The following is a 16,453-nucleotide window of genomic DNA, read 5'->3' as shown; positions in this document are numbered from 1 at the left end:
ATAAAAGTCTATTCAGGAATATGGGTCGGTAAAATAAAATTTTGATTGATGTCATGAATAGCAAGCAATATCTCTTCAGTACCCGTTTTCTTCTCAGCAGAAGTCACGAAGTGAGGGGGCACTTCTTCAAACCAGCTCAACAACGCTTTTTTGAATTTGGCTACATTTTGATCCGACTTTACGCCCGATTGCTTGTCAGCCTTTGTAAATGCGAGCATAAACGGCAGCCCCTTTTCGCCCAACCAACAGCAGAAGTCTAGATCAATCTTTTGCGGCTCATGTCTGCTGTCGATCAGCACAAATACACATTGCAAGTTTTCGCGGCGTGTCAGATAGTGGCGGATAAACTTACTCCACTCGGCTCTATTCTTTTTTGACGTCTGCGCAAATCCATAACCGGGTAAATCCACCAGATACCAATTGTCATTAATGATAAAATGATTTATTAACTGTGTTTTTCCAGGCTTTTGGGAAGTCTTTGCCAACCCCTTTTTATTGGTCATGGCATTAATCAACGAAGATTTTCCGACATTCGATCGACCAATAAAGGCGTATTCCGGAAGATTTGATTCCGGCAATTTACTTACTTCTGTATTGCTACATACAAATTCTGCGGATTTTACAAGCATAAACAAAGGTAAGATATTATAAGGAATTTTATTTATTTTAGCTCACTAATCGTTTTCTTGATGTTGGACATAAGGAATATTACCAAACAATATGCAAATCATCTGGCGCTGGATGATGTATCTTTATTTATACCCAAAGGAATAATATTTGGCCTATTGGGGCCAAATGGAGCCGGAAAAACTTCGCTCATCCGTATCATTAATCAAATTACAGCCCCAGACTCGGGAGAGGTATATTTTAATGGCGAGAAACTGAATCCCAATCATGTCAGTGCTATCGGATATCTACCAGAGGAAAGAGGATTGTATAAAAAGATGAAAATCGGAGAGCAAATGATCTATTTGGCGCAATTGAAGGGACTTAGCAAAATAGAAGCCCGGAGAAGAATCCAATATTGGTTTGAAAAATTAAATATCGAATCCTGGTGGGATAAAAAGGTAGAAGACCTAAGTAAAGGGATGCAGCAGAAAGTACAATTTGTTGCCACCGTATTGCATGAACCTGAATTAATTATTCTAGACGAACCGTTTTCCGGATTTGATCCTGTGAACGCACAGATTATTCAAGATGAAATTTTAGAACTCAATAAAAAAGGTACTACCGTGATCTATTCGACACATCGTATGGAAACGGTAGAAGAATTATGTGATCATATTGCCTTAATCCATAAATCTAAGAAAATACTAGATGGATCGGTAAAGGAAATTAAGAGCGCCTATAAAAACCAGACCTATAGCATAGATTATAGTCCGAAATATGCCGATGAGCCTTTTGTAGAAAGTAATTCGTTATATGAGGTGCTTTTTCACAAAAACACAGAAGAGCATCAGCTTAAATTAAAGTTAAACGAAGGTGTTCATTTAAATGATATTATTCTATCACTTACTGATCAGGTGTTTATAAATCAAATACATGAGATTATTCCATCTATTCATGATATTTTTATTGAAAAAGTAACTTCTCCATTATTAGCAGCTCATGCATAAGATACGATTAATCATCCAACGGGAGTACATCACGCGCGTTAAAAAAAGATCCTTTTTACTGACGACATTTCTGGTACCCTTATTTTTTATCGGCATGTATATAGGCGTCATCTTTCTCACCAAAAAGAGTTTTGACGACACCCATGCCATTGTATATGTATTCGACGAGGAAGGCACAGTCGCTCCAAGTTTAGAGAACACGAAGAATTTAACGTACACGCATTCAAATCGCGCACTACAACATCAAATTGATAGTTTAAAAGGATCCGAAAAGAATACAAATATACTGGTGATACCGGCAAATTTCTTTGAAGCGCGTAGAGTAGAATTTTTATCTTCCGGAAAACCCAATGTGGTGACTCAAAAAGAAGTAGAATCGCAATTGGGAGAAATTGTCAGAGATCATGCCTATCAAAAATTAGGTGTCAATACCGACAGTATTAAGAACATCAATTCCTCGGTATCCGTTAATGCCAAAGAAATAACCACTGATGGAGAAACGCGGGACAGTAATACCGAAATCGCAATGGGAATTTCATTGGCGTTGTCTATATTGGTATACATTTCCCTATTTTTATATGGTTCGCAAGTAATGAGAGGTATTATTGAAGAGAAGAGCAGCCGTATTATTGAAGTTATTATATCTTCTGTCAAGCCTTTTCAGCTTATGATGGGGAAAATTATTGGTATTGGCATGGTTGGGCTTACCCAGTTTGTCCTTTGGATCTTCTTATCGCTTATTCTAGCGGGCGTCGCTTCTACATTTTTGGTATCCAAAGAAGATTTGATGAGCCAAATGACGCAAAATGAATCGCTGTCACAAGCTACCTCCAGCTCTTCTCAAATGGAACTCTATTCAGCTCTGCAATCCATCAATTTCCCCGAACTCATTATTTGTTTCTTTGTGTTTTTCATCGGCGGATATCTTATTTATAGTGCTTTGTTTGCTGCTGTAGGATCTGCAGTAGACAGCGAAACAGAAGCTTCTCAGTTTACGATGCCAATTACCATGCCCTTGTTATTAACTTATGCCCTGTCGTTTGGTGTACTGATCAATGATCCACACGGTAGCATATCCACCTGGCTAAGTTTTATCCCCTTCACCTCTCCTATAGCCATGTTGGTACGGGTACCTTTTGGCGTTCCGACCTGGCAATTGATAGTATCTGCCTTATTATTGATAGGCGGATTTGTACTTACAACCTGGTTTGCTGCCCGTATTTACCGAGTGGGAATTTTAATGTACGGAAAGAAACCTTCCTACAAAGAACTTTTAAAATGGTTTCGTTACAAGAATTAATACATGAATAAACGAATAAACTTACGCTCCTTTAAACAATTTTTAGCCTCTAGCACAGGTGGTGGTATAATTCTATTTATATGCGTGATCTTAGCGCTGCTAATAGCTAATTCGCCAATGGCAGAAGGATTGAATAGCCTGCTTTCAACCCAAATAGGTTTTGAAAATGAGAGTATCCAATTAAATTACAGTATAAAACAGTGGATAGACGATGGTTTAATGGCCATATTCTTTCTTCTTGTTGGTTTGGAGATCAAACGTGAACTGGTGGAAGGCGAGCTGTCCTCTCCCCGACAGGCGGCATTACCGATCTTTGCCGCGTTCGGAGGAGCAATATTACCCGCTTTAATTTATATTGCCTTCAATTTCAATCAGCCACTTACACAACATGGCTGGGGGATTCCAATGGCAACCGATATTGCATTTGCACTAGCAGTGATTTCGATGCTAGGTAAAAAGGCTCCAGCTAGCTTAAAGATATTTTTAGCCGCTTTGGCTATTGTAGATGATCTGCTAGCGATTTTAGTCATCGCCATATTCTACTCCTCTGATTTACATTTCAGCTACCTACTATATGCCGGCGGAATTTTTATGTTATTGCTTATTTTTAACAAAATAGGTGTAAAAAACCTTCTTGCATATATTATTCCGGGGCTGTTTATGTGGTATTTTATCCATCACTCTGGTATTCACGCCACTATTGCCGGTGTATTGGTTGCCATGACATTACCGACGACCGATGACGACAAAGAATCTGCATTAGAAAAATTAGAGCATCTTTTAGCAAAGCCAGTCAACTTTATCATCATTCCGATTTTTGCTTTTGCCAATACGGCGATTACACTTCATGGTGAGATGGTTGGCGGATTGACTTCCACTATGGGATTGGGTATCATTGTCGGGTTAATTGTCGGAAAATCGCTTGGTATATTAGGAACAAGCTGGATTTGCATTAAATCAGGTTTATCAAGATTGCCTGAGGGTGCCGGTTGGAAGCATTTATTTGGTGTTGGACTTCTGGGAGGTATCGGATTTACAATGTCTATTTTTGTAGCCATGCTATCCTTTGACGATCCTATTCTTGTGGAAGAAGCCAAATTAGCAGTGCTCATTGGCTCCCTCGTATCGGGATCGTTAGGGTACTTTTACTTATCGGGTTTAGCGATGAAAAAAGATTAAAAAACTATTCTATAATCAAATCCCCGAAAAATTCAGGACGATGAAAATTCGGAGTAGGATAATCAATGTTATTCCATGCGATAAAATGAGGTTTTGGTAGCTTGTCACCACATTTATAAAAATTAGCGTGTATCGTTCTACCGCTCCATTCCGTAGTATCAATAATGGTTTTTGGTATTTGTAAAATCAAGTTCCATTTCTTTTGTCCATCGACTTTGCGAACGGAAGTGTATGTATTCACGGCGTCAATCACCGCTCCATCCAATCTTTTCCGCTCAGATTTCACGGCAGTACCGTATCCAATAAGTCCAGTACCCAAAACATTAAATTCGAAGTTAAAATAAGACTGCTTATTATCCAGAGATATAAAAAATTCGACACAGCTGTCTTCCCATATGTTTTCATTCGATCTAATATACTGGGCCTTCAAAAATTCCTCTTCTACCGCATAGTGCAAGATCACAAAAGAATCGGTATGCGCGATTTGAAACTCAACAACCGGACTGTATGGAAAGTCCGCCTTCCATGGAGATGCAGCGATCGAATTCCAAGAAAGGTTTTTTATTTCATCCTGGATCGAAAAGAAATCATTTCCTTTTATTTCGTGTATTTTTTTTAAGACAAGTGTAGACATAAGCTAGCATTCATATTTTTTACTGAGCGACAAGGCTAAGTTCCAAAATATTTCTCAATTCTTCTTCATGTTTTTCCAGTTCATCCACCAACTTAAATTGCGCTTTTGCACGTACTAAGTTGTGGTCTGGATAATGGACTTTATAGTACGTATCTCCGTCGATATAATCCGTCAAAAAACGAACAGCTTGCATGTAGGGAAGCAATAGCACACCGTACATCAAAGATTCAATTTCCTTATTTGTCAAAAACTCTTTTGCTTCACTTAAATAACCTTCTGCATAAGCCTTAAATAACGGGATATTTAATACAATCTTGTCAACATCAATTTCATCTTCGGCAGCGGAATTGATTATTGTACGTATTGCATCTCCAAAGTCGTATGCCACATAGCCCGGCATCACTGTATCTAAATCGATGACGCATTGCACATTGTCATTTTGATCCAATAAAACATTATTGAATTTCGTGTCATTGTGTGTAATTCGCAACGGTAAATCCCCATTTGCTGCTAAATCCAATATCCGACGCATCTTCGATTCCCGCTCAAATACATAATCCAATAAATCTTGCACATGTTCTACGCGATCGACATTGTTATTTAAGATTGCCGCTTTTAAATTTTGGATCCGGAAGTCTATATTATGGAAATTTGGCAAGATTTCTACCAGTTCAGTAGCATCTAGATCAGATAGCTGCTTTTGGAACTGGCCAAATGCCTGTCCGCCAGAATACGCCTGCTTTGCCGTTTCCACGATATCATAGCTTTTTGTGTCCGACAATAAAATAAATAACCTCCAATAACTTCCTTCGTCATCCTGAAAATAGAGTTTATCGTCCTTAGTAGGTATAATTGTCAATGTATATTTATCGATATCGGAAATGCCTTTCGTTTTGAACTGATTCTTTAAATGAGTAGTCACCAAATAGATGTTATTCATTAAACCAGGTATATCTTTAAAAATATCATGATTTACCCGTTGCAACAAATACGATGTCCCTTCCGAATTTTCCGTCGTCAATTTAAAGGTATCATTTATATGTCCAGACCCAAACCGCTTAGCATCAGTTATTATTCCGTTTAAATCGAATCGTTCCGCTATTCCTATAATTTTATTAAAATCGTAAATTGACATCGAATTTATTAAGGTTTAAAATTTCTTAATTTCATTTTGCAACGCAATATCACGAATTACAGGCATTATCAAAAACAATTTTTTCAATCAAACGATTGCACATTTTTTTGGGTAATATAAAAAAATCAGATACTCTAATATAGATTTAGTAAATTAGTGGAGTTGAATCAACTTTTACATACCATATGATTACTGAGATAGTTATTATCCTCGTTTTAATTTTATTTAATGGTGTCCTATCTGCTTCGGAAATCGCTATCGTTTCAAGCAGGAAGGCGCGATTGCAAGCCGCAAGTGCTAAAAACCCGGGTGCCAAAGCTGCACTGAAACTGAAAGAAAGACCCAATCAATTTTTATCTACCGTACAAATTGGAATCACATTAATCGGGATTCTAACCGGATTCTTTTCCGGCGGATCCATTTCTTCGTATCTGTCTGAGATATTTAACCAAAACACCTATTTAGCTCCATATAGCGACCAACTATCGGTAATATTGGTTGTATTGGTCATCACCTATCTCTCTTTAGTTGTTGGCGAATTAGTTCCCAAGCGCATTGGTATGGCTATTCCAGAAAGGTACTCGGCTATCATCGCTATTCCGATGACCATATTGAGTCAGATCGTCAAGCCGTTCGTATGGTTATTAAGTATATCAACCGATTTCCTTGTTAAATTAATGAATATTAAAGTATCTAAAAATACTGTAACAGAAGAAGAAATTAAAGCATTGGTTGATGAAGGTGTTGATAGTGGTGTAATAGAAGGATTTGAGCACGATTTGGTGGATAGATTGCTTACCATCGGCGACAAGCGGGCTATCAATATGATGGTACACCGAAGTGACATCACCTATTTAGATTTAGAAAACACCTTTGAAGAAAACAAAAAGACTATTGTGGAAAGCGAGCATACAGAATATCCGGTATGCGATGGCAATTTTGACAACATTAAGGGTATTGTACACACCAAGACCCTACTGACAAATTTTATTAATGGCACCGAGATTCAACTTGAAAAATTAGTTCAACCTATACCATTTGTCAATGAAAATAGTAGTATTTATACTGTATTAGAGGTGCTTAAAAATGCTCAAGTGCTACAAGCCATCGTGATAGACGAGTATGGTAGTCCTCAGGGTATCATTACCATGAAAGATATATTAGCAGGACTTGTTGGGAGCTATGACGCCGAAAATGAACCGAAAAATAAGTTATTCCGCCAACGGGAAGATGGGTCCTATATGTTAGATGGTCGTTATCAGTTAGACGACTTCTTCGAGAAATTTGAAATTGTTCTGTCGGAGGAGGACGAGGAAGAGATTGGAAATATCACCACTGTAGCCGGATTAGTTTTCCTATTACTGGATCACGTACCCGCCGAGGGGGAGATCATTAACTTTAAAGGTTATCAGTTTGAGGTGATCGATATGGATGGCAATCGGATTGACAAGATTGCTTTTACGAAAATTGAAAATGAAGGTGATACCGAAGCCTTCAACATTGATTAATCCAGTCGTTTCTCAATAATCGCGATAAGATCCGAACGTAGCAACAATCCACTTTGGCGCCATATCTGACTACCGTCTTTAAATAATATTAATGTGGGGACACCCTGAACCTTGAAATTTGCAGCCAGCGATTGGTTTCTATCGACATCTATTTTAATTACCGATAGCTTATCGCCAAAATGCGCCTTCACCTCTTTCAGAATGGGCGCCAATGTTTGACAAGGGCCACACCATTCGGCAGAAAAATCGACCAATACGATTGTGTTTTTTTGAATTATTTCACTAAAACTAGCCATTTCTATCCGTTTTCTATGAACGATTATATATATCAATTATCGAAAGGAACACACAACTGTTCCAATTGTTCAATGTTGCCGTCAAATAAATTTAAATCTACATTTCCTCTTATTCCCGTCACACTTCCTTTTTCAGAAAACTGCCAAAAATTCCAATGCTTTTTTGGGCGTTCCACCCAAAAATTATAGTTGGCGATCCATAGCGTATAATCGGTAAACTCATGCTCCAGAAAGTCGGTATAATAGCTATCTCCCGAATAGATAATCGGTCTAACTTTATAATGTGATTCTATGGTTTCTAACCATCTCTTTAGCCCTACTTTTAGACTATCCATCGACTGTTGTCGGGGCCGTTCTTCGATATCAAGTACCGGAGGAAGATCTCCCGGTGTCAATTTTACGGTTTTAATAAAGTTCCTAGCCTGCTTTATTGAGTTTTCATTTGGACGAAAGTAGTGATATGCACCCCTCAGTTTAGCGCGGCTTTCGGCGCTTTTCCAATTCGACTTGTATCTTTTATCTACGGCTGTTGTCCCCATGGTAGCACGAATGAAAATAAAATCAATGGGAAAACGATCATTAATTGTATTCACGCTCACCCAGTCGATGTTGCCTTGGTATTCACTAATATCGATACCAAATATTTTGTCGTCGAATTTAGACATCAGATAAATATTACGTTCATTGTGCTTATCTATCTCTTTGCTGTCACTAGTATATCCACTTTCAAAAATATTCTTCACAAAGAATCGGATTCCCCCACGATAATAGTAGGCCGCGAACAGGATAATAAGAATAGCCGGAATTCCAATACTCCAGAATAAATAAATCCGTTGTATTTCCTTATCAGATTTTTGTTTTCTCTTGACAGTTCTTGTACTTTTCGTCATATTGCAGTGAAATTAGTGTATTTCTAATTTATTGACAAACTATAATTTTAGAATGAGAATTTATAATCCCAAGGACTGGCTAAGTACCACTATTTATTTACACACCTCCGTTATCTTCAGAAGGCTACTTCCTTTTCTGATTGTCAGTGCACTATTTTCGTGGGGTATAGCGTACTGGGAACTGGAATACCTCAAGTTGTCCGATAAAAGCTGGATTAAGAATATTACCATAGTACATAGTTTATTAGGCTTTGTGCTTTCACTTCTGTTGGTGTTCCGCACCAATACCGCTTACGATCGTTGGTGGGAAGCACGCAAGCAATGGGGAAACCTAACCAACATCAGTCGTACATTAGCTTACAAAATGAATGCAATGCTTGATACGGACGATAAAATCAGCCGAAGCTTCTATCGTAAAGCCATACCCCTATATGCAGAAACGCTGTACAATTTCTTGCGTTCGGATTACACAAAATTTATGTTGGACGAAGTCGATCATCCGGAGTTAAAGAGTCTGGATGACAAAAAGCACGGTCCGAATCAAGTTGCGGCTTTGATCTTTAAAAAAACTAATATGTTATACACCGAAAATAAGATCAGTGGTGACCAATTTATTATTATCAATCAAGAACTGACCAACCTGACCAATATCTGTGGAGCCTGTGAACGTATTAAAAACACACCCATCCCGATGTCTTACAGTTCATTTATAAAGACATTCATTATTCTATATACCGCAACCTTACCGATAGGGTATGTTTTTTCAATCGGTTATTTTGTAACGGCGGCTGTACCCTTTATTTTCTATGTACTGGCGACACTAGAAATGATCGGAGAATCTATTGAGGAACCGTTTGGGACAGATACCGACGATTTACCGATTGATAAAATCTCGGCTAATATTAAAAAGCATACATACGAAGTGTTACTGCCTTAGCTCAAAGGTCATTATTACAAAAATAACTCAACGATATATATGCTGTCAAAAATTAATTAAGCTCATTTTCAAGGAGTAAAACCTAAAGGATAAAATAAGTTTTGTACATCTGCTTAGAATTTCTACTTTTGTCGCGGAGAGCTGGCAGAGTGGTCGAATGCGGCGGTCTTGAAAACCGTTAACTGTCACAGGTTCGGGGGTTCGAATCCCTCGCTCTCCGCAGAAGCGGAAAAGCTACCAATTTGGTGGTATTTTTTGTTTAAAGAATTCATTAGGCACATTCGAGGCACTTGGATTTTTATAAGTGGATAAGGGGTAGTAGTGCGCTTTAAACAAACAAAGTTCGTTTCCGCCCTTCTTCGCTGAATAAATAACATAGCATTTGAATGTTATTTTCGAATTCACAAAATATCAGCAAAAGGGCATAAAACCTGCAAATTTTCAAATTTCCAGGTTTTTCTGCTTTAGGGCTAACCTCCAAAATTTTCAAAAATGCACAAAGTTTTCGTGGCAATATTGTGGCACTTTTTAAATGTATAAAAAAGTGCCACAGAATACCATATAACTATTTGTATATCAACATGTAAAGCACATTGTCGACTTGACTTAAAAGCGCCATAATTCTAACATATGTTAATTTAAAAATTAACATATGTTAGAAAGCAGCTTTGGACTAAACTTCTTTTTGAAGACTCCAAAAAAGAAAACCAGCATCAGGTATATTTACCTGAGAGTTACCGTTGATGGCATTCCCAAAGAAACCTCTACAAAGCGCAAATGGGACATGCATCGGTGGTACCTACGCACAGAAAGAGCAATCGGTAACAAAGAAGACGCAAAGACACTGAATTTCTTTCTGGATTGCATGGTAACGAAAATAAACCAGTGCAAGACAGATCTGATGTACGCAGACCAGACTGTCACCTAACAGAAGATCATGGATTTATGAGGGGCAAGACTATACTCAAAAATAAGGTCCTAGAGGAATTTTAGGCCCACTAGCATTGTTCTTCGATTTTCGAGACTGCAAAAACAGCATTGGACGGAATAAACAGTTTGGTAAATTGCTTTTATAACTAACTTTGAATTGATTAAATTTTTGAAATATGCTAAAAGAATTTTCATATAAACAATTCGGGAACATCGAATTCAGCATGAAAGCATTTGAAGAAAACACATTCACTTCAATAGCTGACCACATAAAAATTCTTCTCATTCCAAAAAAAGCCATCATCCAAGTGGATTTTCAAGAGTTCAAAATGGAAACTGATGCCCTTTTGTTCATTAATCCAAAAGTGATAATAAAACCTTGCGAAACAATTAATGGCCAATTGATCTATTTCAATAGGGATTTTTATTGTATTGAAATTCACGATCAAGAAGTAGCCTGCGATGGAATCCTCTACAATAATGTCTTTGAAATTCCCTTTATTGCTTTGGATGAAAATCAATCCAGGGACATCCAAAGTATCATTCAAGAAATCAAATCTGAAATGAACAATGAGGATGCCAATACAGAAGAAATGCTTCGGATATTGTTAAAACTCATCATTCTTAAGTCAACTCGAATTTGGAAACAACAACACCAATTATCGGAAAATACCCAACATAATGATGTTCAATTCTTAAGAAAGTTCAGCAAATTAGTAGAACAACACTATAAAACACATCATTCTGTTGCGGATTATGCCGAGCTGTTATTTGTAACACCAAAAAATCTAAGTAAAAAAATAAGTTTGATCAGTAAGAGTACTCCAAACGACATCATCAAAGACCGGATAATACTTGAAAGCAAACGTCTTTTAGCCCATACCAAAATGACTGTCAAAGAAATTGCCTACAGTCTTAATTATGAGGATGACGCCTACTTCATCAGATTTTTCACCAAACATACCGGATTATCACCGGTTTCTTTTAGAAAGCAGTTTTAAAACTCAAAAGGGACTCTACATTTATAAGTAAAACACGGCACAATTGTCGTGTTTTTTCTATTTAAACCATCCCAAAACTTCTATATCATTCATTAAAAATCAACCTGTTTTTATAAAAAGGGAAAAAAGTGCAATGCAAAGAGAAATCCGTCCATTGTCGCCCTGTCCTATTTGAAGCAACTTTGCTACATCAAATTAATACTAACATTTTAAATATTAAAATCATGAACAAGTTTACAGTAAAAGACGGAACAGAAATTTATTTCAAAGATTTAGGAAACGGGCAACCAATTTTCTTTCACCATGGTTGGCCACTGTCATCTGATGATTGGGATGCCCAAATGATGTTTTTCTTAGAAAAAGGATTTAGGGTAATCGCACATGACCGACGCGGACATGGCCGTTCTACACAAACTTTCCAAGGAAATGACATGAACACTTATGCTACTGATGTAGCTGAATTGGTTGAGTTCCTAGATTTGAAAGACGTCATACACGTCGGTCATTCAACAGGAGGAGGTGAAGCCATTCGCTATGCAGCTCATTATGGAAAAGACCGAGTAGCCAAGGTGGTTTTAATCAGTGCCATCACTCCTTACATGATTGCAGACGAAAACAACCCTAACGGAGTGCCTTTAGAAGTTTTTGATACTATGCGTTACAACACACAGCATAACAGGCATCAGTTCTATCAAGACTTGACAATACCATTTTATGGCTATAACAGAGAAGGTGCTGATGTGAAAAAAGCAATCCAAGACAATTGGTGGAGACAAGGAATGATGGGTGGCATCAAAGCTCAGTACGATTGTATCGAGGTGTTTTCTGAAACCGATTTTACAGAAGATTTAAAAAGCGTAACCATTCCTGTATTGGTATTGCATGGTGATGACGACCAGATTGTTCCATACGAAACCACGGCTGTTAAAGCCGCTGAATTATTACAGAATGGTAAATTAATCATCTATCCAGGTTTTTCTCATGGTATGCCAACGACTGAAGCGGCTACCATCAACAAAGACATTCTAGAGTTTATTAACGCATAACAGGGAAAAAAGTGCAATGTTAAGCGGAAAGCGTCCATTGAATATTTGGGCTTTTCGCTTCAAATTTGCCTTATCAAAATACTAATATTTAAATTTAAAAAACATGAGAAATTTAATTTTAACAATCGGATTAGTTGCAACATTATTAGCAAGTAATGTTTCGTTTTCACAAACAAAAAGAGCTGCTGCATCAGTCGGAAGATCAGAATATATTGAAGTAGAAAAAAGCGTAAAACTTCACGTAACCGACCTTGGCGAAGGACAACCTATTGTATTAATTCATGGATGGCCACTGAGTGATGAAATGTATGAATACCAGTACCAATATTTAAGCCGAAAAGGTTTCAGGGTAATTGGTATTACTTTGAGAGGTTTTGGAAAATCAGACAAGCCTTATGGCCGATATGATTTTGATGTATTTTCGGATGACATTAAAGTGGTATTGGAAAAATTGAAAATTGAAAAAGCCGTGTTAGGTGGTTTTTCAATGGGGGGAGCTGTGGTTATTCATTATGTCACAAAATATAACTCGGCTCATGTAAGCAAACTAGCCCTGTTTGGAGCGGCCGCACCTTCTTGGAAACAAAGAGACGGATTTCCTTACGGAATACCGGATGCAGATGTAGCCGGACTTATACAAGCTACATTGACCAACAGACAGGATTTGATTGCAAGCTTTGGAGCTGGCTTTCCAGCTAAAGAGGGCAATATCTCAAAAAACATGGAAAAATGGCTGGAAAACATCAATTTAGAAGCTTCTCCTTACGCTATAACTGAATCTATAACTGCACTTCGCGATCTGGACTTGCGACCTGAACTTTCAAAAATTAAAATACCGGTGGCTATATTTCATGGCATCTATGATAAAAACTGCCCTTTCATTTGGGCAGAGCAGTTGCAAAAAAATATAAAAAACTCAACTATTATAAGATTTGAGAATAGTGGACATGCACTTTTTATAGAAGAAATGGGAAAATTCAATACTGAGTTGGAAAAATTTGCTAAACAATAATTCTTTAATGCCTGCTTAAATAAAAGACACACGAAGGGATCGTATTACTTCGTGTGTTTCATTTTCTTGGAAACATTTAAAAATTAAATTGATGAGTTCAACCAAACAAGTTGCCTTGTTATTGGGGTTTCTTGCTTCTCTTTTCTTCGCCATCACTTTCGTAGTAAACAGGCTAATGTCGTTAAATGATGGAGTTGGATTTGGAGTGCTTCCCTATGATTTTTTTGGATGTTTCATGTTATAGAAATGGCACTCCATGCCCTAACGAAATAATTTGCTAACTGTAATAAATAGCTAATTGTTTCAATCTCATTTTTACTAGTTTGTTTTTTTGATTTCCACTTGGAATCTCTATCATTGCCGATTAGAAGAAATACTTCTGTAAAAAGAAATAGCTACTAAAGTTGATTTCTGAGGCAAACTGTTATCAAAATTAGTACATTAGCATAAGTATTCACAGAATTATGACGTTCCTTAAGATCAAGTGACTTCGTGCAGGAGTCCTTTAAGATATTTGAGAACGAGGGAAATCTTGAACTGTAAAAGTGTAAAATCGTGGCATGCAAATTAAAAGTAGGCTAAAAAGTGGCTTTATATGCCTTCAGAAGGCTAGGTTCGAATCCCTCGCTCTACGCAGAAAAGGGGCTGTCTCCTACATTTGCTTGATACAAACATAGGAGACACCTTCTTATTACATTTCAAGGTATTCGAACCGAAGAACATTCAAGGTCATGTTGAAGGAAATGGCCGAAGTCGCCGATTGCAAATTGGAAGTTTGATTCGAACTTCGCTGGAAAAATAAAATGTTTTTCATATATTAACTCCAGATTTTTAGCTATTTCATCAAAAAAGATTGTTATGATATTCTCGTCAAAAGCAGAAAATATTTTGGGGCAGATCAGCACCAAAACTAAGCTGGGTGACTTACGTAAGATTGCAAAGGACATAAAAAAAGATCACGAGTTAGCTTTGGAGCTATGGTCTGCCAAGAGTTTTTTTTCCAGGCTATTGGCCATCTTGATTATGGACAATAAGCGCGTATCACAAGATTTCATTAGTGAGCTTGATATCGATATGCAGACCCATCCATTGGATGAGCGGACACAGCTAATGGACTGGTTTATGGCTAACCAACTTACTAAAGACAAGAAAACAATTGCACTGATTGAATCATGGGAAAATAGTCTTTCTACTCTTCAGAGACGGATATTCTGGTATCACCAAGCACGTTTAAGGTGGACAGGACAAATACCGCCTGCCAATACACCAGAATTACTAAACAAAATAGAAGCTGACATTGCCAAAGAAGAACCAGAAGTTCAATGGGCAATGAATTTCACTGCGGGTTGGATTGGAGTTTATGAAAAACAATACCGAAATCGGTGTGTCAGTCTGGGAGAGAAAATAGCTCTCTATAAAGGTGACATGGTATCAAAAGGGTGTACACCAAATTATTTACCAGCGTTCATTGCCATCGAAAGCAATAAGCGAAATTTGTAATCCAGCTAACGCCTTCAAATTTTCAATAAATTAGTTCGAGAAAATTATTCGCTATGAGCTGCTCCATTATTAAGAAATCAAAATCTCAAATTCCTTGACACAATTTGTTTACTTTTGTTGTGATGCCGACACTAATAGATAAAGAGGTTCAGCTTCTATCACGAATCAGAAATGGTGATGAGAGAGCTATAGATGAAATTTATATTGCGAGCAAGGGTCGGTTTTTGGCCTTTGCAAGAAAGTTGTTGAATGATGAAAACAGCTTGGAAGACGTCTATCAGGATACGGTCATTGCATTTTATGAAAATGTGCGTACTGGAAAAATAACATCGCTAAATAGCAGCATAACAACTTATATCATCGGTATCGGTAAATACATGCTTTATCACCATCTAAAAAAAACAAAAGCAATGAGCAATTTGGACGACGTAGACGAGTTGGATTTAGGCATTGCGACAAATACATATATTGAACAAATAGAGAATAAGGAAACTGCGATCATACTGCAACAGGCAATCGAAAAATTGGGAGAGCCTTGTACTTCGTTATTGCGACTGTTTTACTACGAAGAAAAAGAAAATACAGAAATAGCAACTTTATTAGGATACGCGAATGCCGATGTAATCAAGAGCCAAAAATACAGATGTATGCAGGTTCTTAAGGTGATAATGAAAAAAACATATAAAAATGGCAAATAAATATCAAGACCTGATAGACGATTACCTAAGAGATAAGCTCGACGAAGAACAGCGCCGGGAGGTCGAACGATTGGCCGATACGAATGAACATTTTCGCACTGAACTTGATTTCCACAAGCAGACCAAGTTAGCTTTTGCAAATCAACAACACGAACGGTTAAAAAAACGACTTCAATCCTTATCCGATGAGGCACCAAAACCGTTAAATCCCAACCAACCCACAAATAGGTTTGGAAAATCATTTTGGTTTGTGGCTGCAACTGTGTTACTGATATCAAGTATCGGGCTTTATGTATGGTCATTGAAACAAAGTGAAGCAAGCCCGATGGATTTGTACATAGTCTACTTTGAACCTTATCCAAATGTGGCACTACCCGTCACACGTGATGAAACACAACTGAACGAACATTCATTGGCCTATTCTTATTATGAACAAGCAGAATATGCCAAAGCTTATGAACTATTTGAAAATTTGTTACAAAATAGTAGTATAGATGATCCCGAAATCTTTTTCTATAAGGGTATATCAGCTATGCAACTCAACCTAAATGATGAAGCTATAGCCTTATTTAATAAATATAAAGGTGAGGCCACGGCAAAACTTGAACGCCAAGCGAAATGGTACGAAGCACTGACCCGTCTTAAACAGGGGGATAAAGTACAAACCCGTAAGCTGTTGCAATATTTGGCAGACGATCCGGGTTACAAACAAACAGAAGCAATACGTTTATTAAAGCAATATTAATTCATCGCCGTTTCATTAATTTTTGC

General features: G+C 37.5%; 19 protein-coding genes and 1 tRNA gene. 14 read left to right on the top strand and 6 right to left on the bottom strand.

Annotated elements, in window-relative coordinates:
* Positions 1-8: 8 nt before the first annotated feature.
* On the bottom strand, positions 9-629 hold the full coding sequence (gene yihA / locus FAZ15_RS03720) for a ribosome biogenesis GTP-binding protein YihA/YsxC (protein WP_136899944.1): 621 nt from the start codon (positions 627-629) through the stop codon (positions 9-11).
* 60 nt (positions 630-689) lie between these two features.
* On the opposite strand from yihA, the gene FAZ15_RS03715 reads away from it, so the two are divergent.
* The 3 genes from FAZ15_RS03715 to nhaA are packed head-to-tail and all read left to right on the top strand — an operon-like array spanning position 690 to position 4,095.
* Positions 690-1,616 (top strand): ABC transporter ATP-binding protein, encoded by a 927-nt coding sequence (locus tag FAZ15_RS03715; RefSeq protein ID WP_136899943.1) that lies wholly within the window; start codon positions 690-692, stop codon positions 1,614-1,616.
* Positions 1,609-2,916: an ABC transporter permease gene (locus FAZ15_RS03710; RefSeq protein ID WP_136899942.1), complete on the top strand. Its 1,308-nt coding sequence runs from the start codon at positions 1,609-1,611 to the stop codon at positions 2,914-2,916. Before FAZ15_RS03715 ends, FAZ15_RS03710 begins: the two co-directional genes overlap by 8 nt.
* A gap of 3 nt (positions 2,917-2,919) precedes the next feature.
* On the top strand, positions 2,920-4,095 hold the full coding sequence (gene nhaA, locus FAZ15_RS03705) for a Na+/H+ antiporter NhaA (RefSeq protein WP_136899941.1): 1,176 nt from the start codon (positions 2,920-2,922) through the stop codon (positions 4,093-4,095).
* A 4-nt stretch (positions 4,096-4,099) separates the two neighbouring features.
* Here nhaA and FAZ15_RS03700 read toward each other — a convergent pair whose 3' ends face one another.
* A complete protein-coding gene (locus FAZ15_RS03700) occupies positions 4,100-4,729 on the bottom strand; it encodes a carbohydrate-binding family 9-like protein (RefSeq protein WP_136899940.1) in 630 nt (209 codons plus the stop codon).
* 19 nt (positions 4,730-4,748) lie between these two features.
* Positions 4,749-5,864, bottom strand: a complete 1,116-nt coding sequence (locus FAZ15_RS03695) for a phosphotransferase enzyme family protein (RefSeq protein ID WP_238387140.1) — start codon at positions 5,862-5,864, stop codon at positions 4,749-4,751.
* A 185-nt stretch (positions 5,865-6,049) separates the two neighbouring features.
* On the opposite strand from FAZ15_RS03695, the gene FAZ15_RS03690 reads away from it, so the two are divergent.
* On the top strand, positions 6,050-7,372 hold the full coding sequence (locus tag FAZ15_RS03690) for a hemolysin family protein (RefSeq protein WP_136899938.1): 1,323 nt from the start codon (positions 6,050-6,052) through the stop codon (positions 7,370-7,372).
* On the opposite strand, the gene trxA is transcribed toward FAZ15_RS03690, so the two are convergent.
* Together trxA and FAZ15_RS03680 are read right to left on the bottom strand one after the other, a co-directional pair.
* Positions 7,369-7,668 carry a thioredoxin gene (trxA, locus tag FAZ15_RS03685; protein ID WP_136899937.1) on the bottom strand — a complete coding sequence of 100 codons (300 nt, stop codon included), beginning with the start codon at positions 7,666-7,668 and terminating at the stop codon, positions 7,369-7,371. The two genes, FAZ15_RS03690 and trxA, sit on opposite strands and share 4 nt — an antisense overlap.
* A gap of 32 nt (positions 7,669-7,700) precedes the next feature.
* Positions 7,701-8,558 carry a glycoside hydrolase family 25 protein gene (locus tag FAZ15_RS03680; protein WP_136899936.1) on the bottom strand — a complete coding sequence of 286 codons (858 nt, stop codon included), beginning with the start codon at positions 8,556-8,558 and terminating at the stop codon, positions 7,701-7,703.
* 52 nt (positions 8,559-8,610) lie between these two features.
* On the opposite strand from FAZ15_RS03680, the gene FAZ15_RS03675 reads away from it, so the two are divergent.
* The 7 genes from FAZ15_RS03675 (at position 8,611) to FAZ15_RS22440 (ending at position 13,728) form a co-directional block, all read left to right on the top strand.
* Positions 8,611-9,495: a bestrophin family protein gene (locus tag FAZ15_RS03675; protein ID WP_136899935.1), complete on the top strand. Its 885-nt coding sequence runs from the start codon at positions 8,611-8,613 to the stop codon at positions 9,493-9,495.
* 135 nt (positions 9,496-9,630) lie between these two features.
* Positions 9,631-9,715: transfer RNA gene (locus FAZ15_RS03670), tRNA-Ser, on the top strand.
* Positions 9,716-10,147: 432 nt separating this feature from the next.
* Positions 10,148-10,423, top strand: a complete 276-nt coding sequence (locus FAZ15_RS03665; RefSeq protein ID WP_136899934.1) for an Arm DNA-binding domain-containing protein — start codon at positions 10,148-10,150, stop codon at positions 10,421-10,423.
* Positions 10,424-10,601: 178 nt separating this feature from the next.
* Positions 10,602-11,426, top strand: coding sequence for a helix-turn-helix domain-containing protein (locus FAZ15_RS03660; RefSeq protein ID WP_136899933.1), 825 nt, complete (start codon positions 10,602-10,604; stop codon positions 11,424-11,426).
* Between the two features lie 224 nt (positions 11,427-11,650).
* Positions 11,651-12,472 (top strand): alpha/beta fold hydrolase, encoded by an 822-nt coding sequence (locus FAZ15_RS03655; protein WP_136899932.1) that lies wholly within the window; start codon positions 11,651-11,653, stop codon positions 12,470-12,472.
* Positions 12,473-12,575: 103 nt separating this feature from the next.
* Positions 12,576-13,484 (top strand): alpha/beta fold hydrolase, encoded by a 909-nt coding sequence (locus FAZ15_RS03650; protein WP_136899931.1) that lies wholly within the window; start codon positions 12,576-12,578, stop codon positions 13,482-13,484.
* A 91-nt stretch (positions 13,485-13,575) separates the two neighbouring features.
* On the top strand, positions 13,576-13,728 hold the full coding sequence (locus FAZ15_RS22440; protein ID WP_162304832.1) for a hypothetical protein: 153 nt from the start codon (positions 13,576-13,578) through the stop codon (positions 13,726-13,728).
* 447 nt (positions 13,729-14,175) lie between these two features.
* Here the strand turns inward: FAZ15_RS22440 and FAZ15_RS22970 are convergent, their stop codons facing one another.
* Positions 14,176-14,298, bottom strand: coding sequence for a hypothetical protein (locus FAZ15_RS22970; RefSeq protein ID WP_262709281.1), 123 nt, complete (start codon positions 14,296-14,298; stop codon positions 14,176-14,178).
* Positions 14,299-14,342: 44 nt separating this feature from the next.
* Between FAZ15_RS22970 and FAZ15_RS03645 the strand changes: the two genes are divergently transcribed.
* The 3 genes from FAZ15_RS03645 to FAZ15_RS03635 all read left to right on the top strand — a co-directional run bounded on the left by FAZ15_RS03645 (position 14,343) and on the right by FAZ15_RS03635 (position 16,427).
* Entirely contained in the window at positions 14,343-14,984 is a 642-nt protein-coding gene (locus FAZ15_RS03645; RefSeq protein WP_136899930.1) for a DNA alkylation repair protein, read from the top strand.
* 122 nt (positions 14,985-15,106) lie between these two features.
* The gene (locus FAZ15_RS03640) at positions 15,107-15,682 is read left to right on the top strand and encodes an RNA polymerase sigma factor (RefSeq protein ID WP_136899929.1); all 576 of its coding nucleotides are present in this window, start codon (positions 15,107-15,109) and stop codon (positions 15,680-15,682) included.
* Positions 15,672-16,427 (top strand): hypothetical protein, encoded by a 756-nt coding sequence (locus FAZ15_RS03635; RefSeq protein WP_136899928.1) that lies wholly within the window; start codon positions 15,672-15,674, stop codon positions 16,425-16,427. Before FAZ15_RS03640 ends, FAZ15_RS03635 begins: the two co-directional genes overlap by 11 nt.
* Positions 16,428-16,453: the final 26 nt, after the last annotated feature.

Origin of the sequence: Sphingobacterium olei, assembly GCF_005048855.1 — a bacterium.
GTDB lineage: Bacteria > Bacteroidota > Bacteroidia > Sphingobacteriales > Sphingobacteriaceae > Sphingobacterium > Sphingobacterium olei.
Note: the sequence above shows the minus strand (reverse complement) of the source record. Positions and strands in the feature narration are given on the sequence as shown.